This window comes from Brevundimonas sp. Soil_N_31, assembly GCF_057655995.1.
This window is the reverse complement of the sequence record NZ_JBDGLE010000002.1, coordinates 15,379-27,421: the sequence shown is the minus strand read 5'-3', so window position 1 is coordinate 27,421 and position 12,043 is coordinate 15,379. Positions and strand designations below refer to the sequence as shown.

Here is a 12,043-nt window from a genome sequence, read left to right as displayed (position 1 = left end):
AACCGGGTCGCGCAGTCGGCGGACGCTTCACGCTTCTGCTCCCCCCGCAGCTCGAATTCTGCTAATCTCGCGTGTGCGCCGTGGTGGTGGTGGAGGCGCATCCGTCTGACATTTGACGAAAGACACCACCATGATCTTCATCGGCATTCTCCTCAGCATCGCCGCCATCGGTTTCCTCTGTTGGCTCCTCTTCACGCTTGCGGTGTTCGCTCTTCCGTTCTTCGCGGGCGTGTCTGCCGGCACATGGGCCTATGGCACCGGCGCGGGCTGGCTCGGCGCGATTGTCGTCGGCTTTGTCGCCGCTGGCCTGACCTTCGGCATCGGCCAATTCCTGCTCGCCACCGTCCGTCCGACCTGGGCACGCCTGCTCATCGCCGCAGCCTTCGTCGCCCCGGCCGTCGTCGCCGGATTCCATGCCACCCATGGCATTGTGAAACACACCATGCCGTCGGAGACATGGCAGACCGTGTACTCGGTCATCGGAGCGATCGCGGTCGGCATCGTCGCCTTCGTGCGCATCACTGGAATGGCGGCCTCCGACCCATCTGCCGGGCATGTGTCCCACGCCTAAACCCGCAGCGCCCATCGCGGCGGGATCCAGCGGCACATACCTTGCCTCCACGCCATCTGGTCGCCCGATGGGGAAGCGGCATCGCGAAGCATCGGCTGCGCCCACCTGTCACGGAACGATGGAGCGCGTCGGGGCGGCAACGACATCGTGGCCGGCAGACCCTCAGCGTCGAGGCGTTTCGTCAGAGCTGGCGGAATGGCGAAATACGCAGCGCAGGCCTGTTCGAGGGAGGTCTACGCCTGTGATCGCCGATCGGACTTCCCGGGCCAATGCGAAGGTCGCCGCCGTCTCCGCCGTCGATCCGTCCAGCACCCGCGCCAAAACGGCCTCTTCAATGGCCTGATCTGGCCGAAGGACGGCTTTGCCTCGAGCGCCTAAGCCACAACGGCTGGCCCCGACTTTCTTCCCCTGCCGGCTGCGCCGTCATTCCTCGCGAAACAACAAAGTCGCGCCTGCGCCATCCTCCGCTTTGCTGCGGTCGCAAGCGATGTGTCGTCGCTCGCTTCCGTCCGGTCGATCGCCATCGAGGCCGCAATGGTGCGGGCTCGAAACGGAAAACGGAGACTTACAATGGCGACCATCGGCACCTTCAAGAAGACCGGCTCGAACGAATTCAGCGGCGAAATCGTCACCCTCAGCGTCCAGGCCAAGGGCGTGCGCATCGTCCCCGACCTGCGCGCCAGCGGCGAGAACGCCCCCAGCCACCGGGTCCTGGTCGGCCGCGCCGAGATCGGCGCCGCCTGGTCCAAGCGCTCCAACGAGGGCCGCGACTATCTGGGCCTCAAGCTCGACGATCCGAGCTTCAACGCTCCGATCTACGCCAACCTCTTCGATGACGAGGACGGCGAAGGTTACTCGCTGATCTGGTCCCGCCCCAACGGCCGCCGCGCAGACTGAGGCGGCGTCACGAGGCCCCGGCCGAAAGGTCGGGGCCGCCTACCTGCTCAAATCGCACCCAATCGCAGATGCGTGCCCCAAATAGTCGGGTCAAACCGAAGGCGCGCTCTCCAGCTTTACTGCAAAAGCCAGCCCGCAGACCCTTCGCTTCACTGACGACAACGCCTCGATTGCCCGAATCAGCAAATCGGCGCCAGCACGACACGGCCCTTCGGCAACCTCTTTGAGCTGGCAGAAACGGGCCAATACGACTAAAATAGCCGTAGTTCTGGAGCGCGCGCCGGTTGCGATGGGAGGTGATCATGCATGATCACCGCCCGACAATCACGGGCCGCACGCGCGTTGCTGGGTTGGACACAGGAGACGCTCGCTGACAAGGCCCGCCTATCGCTGACCGCGCTCAAGCGCCTCGAATCCGAAAGCGGGCTCGATGTGTACGAGACGACGCGCGATCAGGCACGCAGGGCCTTGGAAGCTGCCGGAATCGTCTTCCTGTCGACCGACCGAGGGCAAGGAGTGCTGCTGGTTGATGATCGCGGAAACAAGCCGAACCGATCTACAGGCTTACGCTGACCTGTGGGCAGCCAGGCTCCTCATCATTCGCGCTGCCTCCATTTCGGATCAAACATGGATAATAGACGGGCAACGCATATTCGCCGAGTCTGCACCATGACCGCACCATTCCAGGACCTCGCGCCATCGGGGCAAGATCTCACCGACTACGACAAGTCGCACGCCAAACTATACATGCGCTTGCTGGATGCGGCCGCTGACGGCGCGCATTGGGAGGAAGCCGTGCGGGTGCTGTTCGACCTCGATCCCGCCCGTGAACCCGAACGCTGCCGACGCATCCACGACAGCCACCTCGAACGCGCCCGCTGGATGACCCACACCGGCTATCGACACCTCTTGCGATCGGCTCACCGCTGAGAGGTTTGCCCACCGTGATGCCGTTCTGACATCATGCAATGCCCTCCGCCGGGCTTCCAACACCCTCGTCGCGCCCCGAAAAATCACACGCTCGACTTACGCGCACCACGCGGGAGAGTTGATGCGATGAGGCCCGATACATCGAACTGGCGAGACGACCGCAGCTACGATTTCTTCGATACACTGCCGATCGAAGGTCTCGCCTGGGAGTGCCTTCGCAGATACCGCCCTTATCAGGACGATTACGCCAGTCTGGTCGATGCTGGCGCCGAGACTCAGCCGCTGCCTGACGACAGGCAGCAGCGCTGGGGGTTGCGATTTCCCCGCAAGACCAGGTCGTTCTGCCCTACAGCAACAGGTGGTGTGGTCGCCGCAGAGCGATCCCGCCGTCCTCTTTCTGACAGCACGGCCGAACTTTCTGCCGTCCAGCTCAAACAGCCTCGCCGACAGGTTCGCTGCGGGACGTGATGGCCCGGAAGGAGCCTATGCCGGTCTTCCCGAGCACGACCTCCAGCTACTCTTCCTACCCGGCATATCCGCACACGACCAGCTTGCGGCGGTCGTCCCCATCGATGACGACATCCTCGATCGCATCGATGCGCTGACACGCCTCGCGCGCGCCTGGCTCCAGCGTCCGCCATTGCGCGACACGCGCATGACCGCCGAGCAGCGCCGCCGCTTTCGCCTCAAACTTCGTGCTGCTGACGGCCGCATGAACGGCGCGACCTATCGCGACATCGCCATCGCAATCTATGGCGCGGCGCGCATCGATACTGACCCTTGGAAGACCTCGCCGCTGCGGGATGCCGTGATCGCCTTCGCCGAAGCCGGATTGGCCCTCATCGATGGCGGCTATCTGCACCTGCTTCGGCATCGTCGGCGCACCTAGCCTGCGCCACCGACAGGGGTGGGGAATTTAGCCAACCCAAGTCCCCCATCCATCCCGCCGGAGGTTCTCCGCCACCGTTGTCGCTGTCAGCCGCTGATCGCCAGCGGCCCCCAGCAACCCCACGGAGGCCCGCCCCATGCGACCCGATACCGCCGCGCTCCCGCCACGCTACCTGCGGACCAAGGAAGCCGCTGAATTTCTCAGCCTGTCCGCGCGCACCCTCGAAAAACACCGCACCTACGGCACTGGTCCGGCCTATCACAAACTCGGCGGGCGCGTCGTCTATTCGGTCGACGATCTGGAGACCTGGGCCGAGCGCGGCGCCGTGACCTCGACGTCCGATCCGCGCGGCTCCGTGCTTCCCGCAAAGCGCCAGACGCTACCGACCGGCCAGATCGCCGGCCGATACGCACGCTGATCGTGGCTGGTCCCTTTCATGGTGGTGCGTCGTCGTGACCCTTCGGAGCGTGGGCAGCTCGACCTGTTTCGCGCGCTTCCCGGCGACTTCGCGCCACGAGACGCGCAAGATCTCATGGCCTATCCCTTCTTCTCCCTCTCGAAATCGCACCGCATAGCGCCGATCGACTTTTCGGCGGGCGGCGTCTCCATCCGGGTAGAGGCCGTTCCCGATCATGGCATGGCCACGATCTGGGACGCCGACATCCTGATCTGGGCCGCCAGCCAGATCGTCGAGGCCCGCGACACCGGCCTGCGCACGTCGCGTCTGATGGCGGCGACCCCCTATGAGATCCTCACCTATGTCGGGCGCGGCACATCCATGCGCGACTATCAGCGCCTCAAGGCCGCGCTCGACCGGCTGCAATCGACCACCATCTCGACGTCGATCCGCCAGCCCGCCGAAGGCCGCCGTCACCGCTTCTCGTGGATAAACGAGTGGCAGGAGCGCACGGATCGCCAAGGACGACCGGATGGCATCGAGCTGATCGTCCCCGACTGGTTCTACAAGGCCGTCCTCGATGACGCGCTCATCCTCACTATCGACCCGGCCTATTTCGATCTCACCGGCGGCCTCGATCGCTGGCTCTACCGCATCGTGCGCAAACACGGCGGCCGTCAGCGCGGCGGCTGGCGTTTCGACCTACGCCACCTCCACCTCAAATCCGGCAGCCTGTCGCCGTTCAAGCGCTTCGCCTTCGAACTGCGAGACATCGTGCGGCGCCAACCACTGCCCGGCTACCTCCTGTCGCTCGAAGTGGAAATCGGCGGGCGCACGCTGCTGGCTTTCGAGCCGCTGGCCGCCTGTGGAAAACCTGTGGGCGGCCTCGTGCTATCGGGAACCCGACCTATCGTGCCATCGGGAACCCGAGGCTCGTGCCATCAGGAACCCAGTCCGGCCTTAACTTCTGGAAATCGCGGGCGGATTCGCGCCCTTAACTTAGAGTCTAACCAAGAATCTAACTTTGAAGAGCGCGCGCGCGATGTGGAAAACCTCATCCGCACCGCCGCAGCAAGCCTCCGCGCCGCCGGCAAATCACCGCGCAAGGGTGCTCCAGCAGCTCAGACGGGCCGGAAAGAGAGCGAACCGGCTTCCCCCGATCAGCTTCCGCTCCTCGATCCGCCTGGAGGTGCGCGATGATCGTCGCGTTCCTCAACCAGAAAGGCGGTGTCGGCAAGACGACGCTGGCGCTCAACCTCGCCGGCGAACTCGCCGGGCGCGGTCAGCGCGTCACCCTTATCGACGCGGACCCACAGGGCTCGGCCCTCGACTGGTCTGAGCAGCGCAGCCATGAGGGCCTGCCGCGCCGGTTCGGCGTCGTCGGCCTGGCGCGCGACACGCTCCACCGCGAAGCGCCGGAACTGGCCCGCGATGTCGACCATGTCGTCATCGACGGCCCGCCGCGTGTCGCAGCCCTCATGCGCTCGGCGCTGCTCGCCGCCGACCTCGTGCTGATGCCGGCGCAGCCGTCGCCGCTCGACGGCTGGGCATCGGCCGAGATGCTGGCGCTGCTCGGCGAAGCCCGCGTCTATCGCCCGGAACTGGTCGCCCGCTTCGTGCTCAATCGCTGCGGTGCGCGCACCGTTCTGGCCCGCGAGACCGCCGAGACCCTGGCCGATCACGATCCACCGTTGCTCGCCACCACCATCGGCCAACGTATCGCCTTCGCCGCCGCCGCGCAGACCGGCCGCCTGGTCGCCGAACTCGCCGATGCGACATCGGCCACACGCGAGATCGCGGCGTTCGCCGACGAACTCTTGCGTCTGCGGATCGACGGGGGCGCACAATGAACGAACGATCCCCTCGTCGTGGCTTCGCCTCGCGCCCCGCCGATCCCGACCAATGGATCAAGGCTGCGGACAACGCACCACGCGCCGCTGACGTCGCTGCGTTCACCGCCAGGCTCACCATCGATGTGACGCCCGAACTGCGCGGACGGATCAAGATCGCCGCGTTCGGGCGCGGCGTCACCGTCGCCGACATGCTGCGCGAGCTGCTCGCGCGTGAATTCCCCTCGACACCAGGAGACCCCACATGACCGGCACTGCGGCTCCCCGCATGCGCGGCGGCCCGCTGCCGTCAGCGCTCCCCCATGACAGCATGACCCACGTCGAACTGACGTGGATCGAGAAGAAGATCGAATACTGGATCAGGTTCGGCCGTGAGGCGCATGAACAGATCCTCGACCGCCGCCGGCGTGTCGTCTCCTTCCGTCCAAACACCGTATTCGCGTTCGTGCGATGGGCGGCCAACGACTTCGGCACGATCATCTCGCGCATCGACATCGTGCGCGCAGTCGAGCCCGGAGAGCCCTACCAGACGCTGCCTTTCGTCCGGCCGGGCGGTGAAATCCTGCTCAGGATCGACGGATGGCCAAAGGTCGAAGACGTGCTGCGCCACGTCGATGCCATTGAAGCGATCGGCATCGAGGCGGACGCCGTTTCGCCGGAACACTGGCGTCACGTCCACAACCGGATGGCGGCTGGACATCAGCCGCGCACCTATACGCTCGACCAGCATCGCGCCTTCCTCCTGCGCCGGAGGACGTGGTCGTGACGCGCGCCGGTCTCTTCCTCGTCATGGCTCTCGCGACCACGGGCATCAGCTATCCGGCGCTGACCCCGATGCCGATCAAGCTCCTGTGGAATGCATCGGCGAGCGCCCCCATCGGCTTCTACACGATCGACGTCGATGGCCCGTTCGACGTCACCGATCTCGTTGCCGTCGATGCGCCCGAGCCGCTCGCGACCTTCATGGCCGAACGCGGCTATCTTCCCAAAGGCGTCCCGCTGCTGAAGCGCATTCTCGGCGTTTCCGGGCAGACCGTTTGCCGCTCGAACCTCTCCGTTACGATCGACGGCGTCGAGATGGGCGATGCGCTGCCGCGTGATCGCGCCGGGCGTGACCTCCCGGTCTGGCAGGGCTGCCGCCGTATCCCGACCGGCGAAGTCTTCCTCATGAACTGGCAGGTCCGCGACAGCCTGGACGGTCGCTATTTCGGCCTGACCTCCACCGACCAGATCATCGGCCGCGCCGTCCCCCTGTGGACCGACGAGGACGGAACGGGCCGCTTCGAATGGCGCGCACCGACGCGATGAACACCTCGCCATCGGCGGGGGCGGCGCCCACCGATGGCTTTCCCAACGCCGCCGCAAAGGAAGTCATCATGCCTCAGATTGGTCTATTCACGCGCCAGGACACGGGCTTCGCCGGCAAGCTGGAGACGTTCACGCTCTTCCGCGATGTCGTCATCGTGCCGGCAGAGCCCTCCGATGCCGAGAACGCGCCGGATTACCGCGTTCACGCCAGCGAAGATGGCAAAGCCGAAGCCGGTCCGGAAATCGGCGCGGGCTGGAAACGCACCGGCGAGCGCGCGGGCGAATACGTTGCCCTACTGATCGACGACCCTGCGCTGCCGCAGCCGATCCGCGCTAATCTGTTCCGCGACGATGACGCCGGAAACGCCTGGTCGCTGCACTGGTCGCGCCCGCGCGACCGCGCCGGGAAGGACTGACCGATGTCCGGTCCCCGTCCAGCGATGAGCCATCGGGATGCGCACGGGCGGCATCACGCCGTCCGGCGCATGGCCTTCCTTCTCCTTTCCGGCCTGGCCCTCGCTGCGGGCGCAACGGATGCCGCTCTTGCCCAGTCCGTGTCGGCTGCGCGCACGGTCGCGGGCGATCCACACGCTCCCTTCGTCACCGAAGCCTCGCAGCGGTTCGCCATTCCCGAACACTGGATCCGCGCCGTCAAACGCGCCGAAAGCGCCGGCGATGTGCGCGCGGTATCGTCGGCCGGCGCGCTGGGGCTGATGCAGGTCATGCCCGATACCTGGGCCGCGCTTCGCGTTCGCTATGGGCTCGGGCGTGATCCCTACGACCCGCGCGACAACATCCTCGCAGGCGCTGCCTACCTGCGTGAAATGTTCGACCGCTATCGCACGATCCCCGCAATGCTCGGCGCCTACAATGCGGGGCCTGGCCGCTACGACGAATACGTCCAGACCGGCCGCGCCCTGCCCGCCGAAACGCGCGCCTACATCGCGCTGCTGGCTCCGCAGCTAGCCGCGACATCGCCGGCGAGCGCGCCATCGGTTGCGCCGCCACCGCTGCCGGATTGGCGGGAAGCGCCGCTCTTCGTCGTGCGTTCCGCCGACGATCGTTCGGCAACATCGCCATCGGAAAACGCGCGGTCGAACGACAGCCGCTCCCCCGTCGCGGCGCGCACTCCCGATACCGCCGAAGACTTGAACGCCCCGATCGTGGTCGCTCGCTCTGACGGGGGGACGCCCCGATGAGCTGCGGAAGGATCCTTCGCACTCTGTCGCATTCCTGCGTGACATGGAGGGCTCAAGGGGGAGAGGCAGGCACAACAACCGCACGATGGCAGGATAAAAGGCCGCACATTGCGCGGCGGTCGGGCGGTTGTTTTTGCAAGAGGTTTTGGCGCGCTCCGCACATTGCCGTGCTCATCGGCAATGTGCGCCTGACGCCCAATTGCCTGTATCAGCGCGATTTTTCGCACATTGCGGCCTTGCGTCATGGCCGATGACCACGAGTTTCGTGTTCGGCCTGGGCGCATCCGGTCAAACCGTGCGCAGTCGGCTCGGCCCTTCATCGCGCAGGCGCTGGCCGCCGCGAAGAAGGCGGGCGGCGGCGTCTCGCGCTCCGGGCGCGTCGCTCCCGCCAATCGCTCGCGCTTCGGCCGCGGCCAGCGCGCCAGCATCCAGGCGAACCGCCTCATCACTGCGCGCACGCGCGGCGCAGTCATCAAGGCCCGCGTCGTGCGGCACTCCGGCCGCACCGCGCCGCTCGGCACGCATCTCGATTATCTCCGCCGCGATGGCGTGACCCGTGATGGAGAAAAGGCCCGGCTGTTCGGGCCGGGAACGGAGGAAGCTGATGGCCGCGCCTTCGCCGGGCGATGCGAGGATGATCGCCATCATTTCCGCTTTATCGTCTCACCGGACGACGCCGTGGAGATGTCGGACCTCAAGTCCTTCACCCGCGATCTTGTCGGCCAGATGGAAAGGGACCTGGACACGCGGCTCGATTGGGTCGCGGTCGATCACTGGAACACCGAGCATCCTCACGTCCATCTGATCGTGCGCGGCGTCCGCGACGACGGCCAGGACCTCGTGATCTCGCGCGACTACATCAAGGAGGGCATGCGTGATCGCGCGCGTGACCTCATCACACAGGAGCTTGGCCCGCGCACGGATCTCGATATTCGCCGCACGCTCGAACGCCAGATCGAGGCGGAGCGCTGGACGCAACTTGATCGGCAGCTTGTCCGCGACGCAGGAAAGACCGGCGTCGTCGATGTCGCCCCGGAGGTCGGCCGCCAGCCCGACGCTTACGCCGTCGAGAAGGTCGGCCGCCTGCGCAAACTCGCAGCCCTCGGCCTCGCCAGTGAAGTCGGACCTGGCCAGTGGATGATCGACGATCAGGCTGAGGTGACGCTGCGCCAGCTCGGCGAACGCGGCGACATCATCAAGCGCATGCACCGCGCACTCACCGAACGCGGTATCGACCGCGGCTCGGGCAACTACGTCCTGGCAGGGGAAAGCCTCGATGTGCCGGTCATCGGCCGTCTGGTCGAGCGCGGCCTTGATGATGAGCTGAAGGGAACGGCCTACGCCGTGGTCGACGGCGTCGATGGCCGGACCCACCACATCCGCTTGCCGCATCTCGATGCGGCAGGCGACAGCGCGCCGGGCTCGATCGTCGAGCTGCGCAGCTTCGAAGATGCTCGCGGCGAACGCCGCGTCGCGCTCGCCGTCCGCTCCGATCTCGATCTCCAGCATCAGGTGAACGCCTCGGGCGCGACCTGGCTCGACCGGCAATCCATCGCCCGCGAACCCGTCGCCATGTCGGAGGGCGGCTTTGGCGCCGAGGTGCGGCACGCGATGCGACAACGGGCGGAACATCTGGTCCACGAAGGTCTCGCCGAGCAGCAAGGTCGCCGCGTCATCTTCAGCCGCAACCTGATCGAGACGCTTCGGCGCCGTGAGGTCGACGCCGTTGCCGACCGGCTCGCGAAGGAGACAGGCCACCCGTTCAAAGCGGCCGGCAATGGCGAATATGTCGCCGGCACCTATCGCCAGCGCATGGCGCTCGCATCCGGCCGCTTCGCGATGATCGATGACGGCCTCGGCTTCCAGCTCGTGCCTTGGTCGCCGTCCCTCGAAAGCCAGCTCGGCAAACACGTCTCCGGGGTCGCCCGCGGCGACGGCGGTGTCGACTGGAGCTTCGGCCGCAAGCGGGGGCTCGGCCTCTAATCACCTAAGAAGAAAGGACCGCAGCAATGTCCGCGACCAAAATCCTGTGGGGCCAGATCGCCGTCGTCTTCCTCATCGTGCTGCTCACCACCTGGGCGGCGACGCAATATGTCGCATGGAGCCTCGGCTTTCAGGCTCAGCTCGGCGCGCCCTGGTTTTCCCTGTTCGGCCTACCTATCTACTATCCGCCGGCATTCTTCTGGTGGTGGTATTTCTACGACGCCTACGCGCCGGAGGTCTTCGCCAAGGGCGGGATGATCTCGGCGTCGGGCGGCTTCATCGCCATAGCCGTCGCCATCGGCATGTCGGTCTGGCGCGCCCGCGAAGCAAAAAGCGCAGCGACCTACGGCTCCGCCCGCTGGGCCGGAAAGGACGAGGTGAAAGCCGCGGGCCTGCTCAGTCCCGACGGTGTCGTGCTCGGCCGCTATGATCGCGACTATCTCCGTCATGACGGCCCCGAGCATGTGCTTTGCTTCGCCCCGACCCGGTCGGGCAAGGGCGTCGGCCTGGTCGTGCCGTCCCTGTTGACCTGGCCGGGCTCGGCCATCGTCCACGACATCAAAGGGGAAAACTGGCAGCTCACCGCCGGTTATCGCGCCCGGCATGGCCGCGTTCTGCTGTTCGACCCGACCAACCCCAAATCGTCGGCCTACAATCCGCTGCTCGAGGTGCGCCGCGGCGAATGGGAAGTCCGCGACGTTCAGAACATCGCCGACATCCTGGTCGATCCCGAAGGCTCGCTCGAAAAGCGGAACCATTGGGAGAAGACCAGTCATGCCCTGCTGGTCGGCGCCATCCTGCATGTCCTCTACGCCGAAGACGACAAGACATTGGCCGGCGTCGCCGCTTTCCTGTCCGATCCGAAGCGCCCGATCGAGTCGACGCTTGCCGCGATGATGAAGACCAGCCACCTCGGCGAGGCAGGGCCGCACCCCGTCATCGCCAGCGCCGCGCGCGAGCTGCTCAACAAGTCGGACAACGAACGCTCGGGTGTGCTCTCCACCGCCATGTCGTTTCTCGGTCTCTACCGCGATCCTGTCGTTGCCGAGGTGACGCGGCGCTGCGACTGGCGGATCAGCGACATGGTGGGCGGCAAGCTCCCGACCACGCTCTACCTTGTCGTGCCGCCGTCGGACATCAACCGCACCAAGCCGCTGATACGCCTAATCCTCAATCAGGTCGGTCGCCGTCTCACCGAGGATCTGCAAGCAAAGGTCGGGCGGCATCGCCTGCTGCTCATGCTCGACGAGTTTCCCGCCCTCGGCCGCCTCGATTTCTTCGAGTCCGCGCTGGCCTTCATGGCGGGCTACGGTCTCAAGAGCTTTCTGATCGCTCAATCGCTGAATCAGATCGAGAAGGCTTACGGCCCGAACAACTCGATCCTCGACAACTGCCATGTGCGCGTTTCCTTTGCGACGAACGACGAAAGGACCGCGAAGCGGGTCAGCGACGCTCTCGGAACCGCGACCGAGATGAAGGCGATGAAGAACTACGCCGGGCATCGGCTCTCGCCCTGGCTCGGCCATTTGATGGTGTCGCGTTCGGAGACCGCGCGACAGCTCCTGACACCAGGCGAGATCATGCAGCTCCCGCCGACCGACGAGATCGTCATGGTCGCCGGGACGCCGCCGATCCGGGCGAAGAAGGCGCGCTACTATGAAGATGCCCGCTTCAAGGAACGCATCATGTCACCGCCGGGGCTGGCACGGCCTGCTGAAGGTCGGCCCGACGATTGGAGCAAGCTGCCGATCCCCGCGCGCCCGGACATGACCGAAAACGCTGCGCCAACGACGAGCGGTGACAACGAAGAGGATTCCACCGACTCCGAACGTCGGCATCAGCCCGAACTCAACCGGGTGAACCCCATCGAAAAGAAGGCGCCGATCGACAATGAGTTTGAGATCGATTTGCCTGACGACACAGAGGACGCCGCCGCGCGCAACCAGCGGCTGACCCGCGTCATGCGCGGCGTTGCCCGCCAGGTCTCGCTCGATCCAAATGACGGCATGGAGCTGTAGC

16 protein-coding genes are annotated in these 12,043 nt (G+C 65.9%); all 16 read left to right on the top strand.

Going from position 1 to position 12,043, the window contains the following annotated elements:
- The first annotated feature begins 130 nt into the window (after positions 1-130).
- The 16 genes from AC3A3G_RS03055 to AC3A3G_RS02980 all read left to right on the top strand — a co-directional run bounded on the left by AC3A3G_RS03055 (position 131) and on the right by AC3A3G_RS02980 (position 12,042).
- Positions 131-571, top strand: coding sequence for a hypothetical protein (locus AC3A3G_RS03055; protein WP_487487515.1), 441 nt, complete (start codon positions 131-133; stop codon positions 569-571).
- A 570-nt stretch (positions 572-1,141) separates the two neighbouring features.
- On the top strand, positions 1,142-1,468 hold the full coding sequence (locus AC3A3G_RS03050) for a DUF736 domain-containing protein (RefSeq protein ID WP_487487514.1): 327 nt from the start codon (positions 1,142-1,144) through the stop codon (positions 1,466-1,468).
- Between the two features lie 306 nt (positions 1,469-1,774).
- Positions 1,775-2,041, top strand: a complete 267-nt coding sequence (locus AC3A3G_RS03045; protein WP_045811379.1) for a helix-turn-helix domain-containing protein — start codon at positions 1,775-1,777, stop codon at positions 2,039-2,041.
- A gap of 96 nt (positions 2,042-2,137) precedes the next feature.
- Complete coding sequence (locus AC3A3G_RS03040; RefSeq protein ID WP_097140448.1) at positions 2,138-2,398, top strand: DNA -binding domain-containing protein; 261 nt, start codon at positions 2,138-2,140, stop codon at positions 2,396-2,398.
- A gap of 33 nt (positions 2,399-2,431) precedes the next feature.
- Positions 2,432-2,866: a transcriptional regulator domain-containing protein gene (locus tag AC3A3G_RS03035; RefSeq protein ID WP_487487513.1), complete on the top strand. Its 435-nt coding sequence runs from the start codon at positions 2,432-2,434 to the stop codon at positions 2,864-2,866.
- Positions 2,760-3,287: a DUF2285 domain-containing protein gene (locus AC3A3G_RS03030; RefSeq protein ID WP_232093329.1), complete on the top strand. Its 528-nt coding sequence runs from the start codon at positions 2,760-2,762 to the stop codon at positions 3,285-3,287. Before AC3A3G_RS03035 ends, AC3A3G_RS03030 begins: the two co-directional genes overlap by 107 nt.
- 136 nt (positions 3,288-3,423) lie before the next feature.
- Positions 3,424-3,705, top strand: coding sequence for a helix-turn-helix transcriptional regulator (locus tag AC3A3G_RS03025; protein WP_012110094.1), 282 nt, complete (start codon positions 3,424-3,426; stop codon positions 3,703-3,705).
- Positions 3,706-3,723: 18 nt separating this feature from the next.
- A complete protein-coding gene (locus AC3A3G_RS03020; protein ID WP_487487512.1) occupies positions 3,724-4,884 on the top strand; it encodes a replication initiator protein A in 1,161 nt (386 codons plus the stop codon).
- Positions 4,881-5,534, top strand: coding sequence for a ParA family partition ATPase (gene parA / locus AC3A3G_RS03015; protein ID WP_487487511.1), 654 nt, complete (start codon positions 4,881-4,883; stop codon positions 5,532-5,534). The genes AC3A3G_RS03020 and parA overlap by 4 nt, the downstream gene beginning before the upstream one ends.
- Complete coding sequence (locus AC3A3G_RS03010) at positions 5,531-5,782, top strand: hypothetical protein (protein ID WP_047820995.1); 252 nt, start codon at positions 5,531-5,533, stop codon at positions 5,780-5,782. Before parA ends, AC3A3G_RS03010 begins: the two co-directional genes overlap by 4 nt.
- Entirely contained in the window at positions 5,779-6,300 is a 522-nt protein-coding gene (locus tag AC3A3G_RS03005) for a DUF2840 domain-containing protein (protein ID WP_182926503.1), read from the top strand. Before AC3A3G_RS03010 ends, AC3A3G_RS03005 begins: the two co-directional genes overlap by 4 nt.
- Positions 6,297-6,842, top strand: coding sequence for a S26 family signal peptidase (locus AC3A3G_RS03000; protein ID WP_487487510.1), 546 nt, complete (start codon positions 6,297-6,299; stop codon positions 6,840-6,842). The genes AC3A3G_RS03005 and AC3A3G_RS03000 overlap by 4 nt, the downstream gene beginning before the upstream one ends.
- The gene (locus AC3A3G_RS02995; protein WP_487487509.1) at positions 6,821-7,258 is read left to right on the top strand and encodes a DUF736 domain-containing protein; all 438 of its coding nucleotides are present in this window, start codon (positions 6,821-6,823) and stop codon (positions 7,256-7,258) included. Before AC3A3G_RS03000 ends, AC3A3G_RS02995 begins: the two co-directional genes overlap by 22 nt.
- A gap of 3 nt (positions 7,259-7,261) precedes the next feature.
- Positions 7,262-8,041, top strand: a complete 780-nt coding sequence (locus tag AC3A3G_RS02990) for a lytic transglycosylase domain-containing protein (RefSeq protein ID WP_487487508.1) — start codon at positions 7,262-7,264, stop codon at positions 8,039-8,041.
- A 243-nt stretch (positions 8,042-8,284) separates the two neighbouring features.
- A complete protein-coding gene (locus AC3A3G_RS02985) occupies positions 8,285-10,024 on the top strand; it encodes a relaxase/mobilization nuclease domain-containing protein (protein WP_487487507.1) in 1,740 nt (579 codons plus the stop codon).
- A gap of 26 nt (positions 10,025-10,050) precedes the next feature.
- The gene (locus tag AC3A3G_RS02980; protein WP_487487506.1) at positions 10,051-12,042 is read left to right on the top strand and encodes a conjugal transfer protein TraG; all 1,992 of its coding nucleotides are present in this window, start codon (positions 10,051-10,053) and stop codon (positions 12,040-12,042) included.
- The last annotated feature ends 1 nt before the right edge of the window (position 12,043 follow it).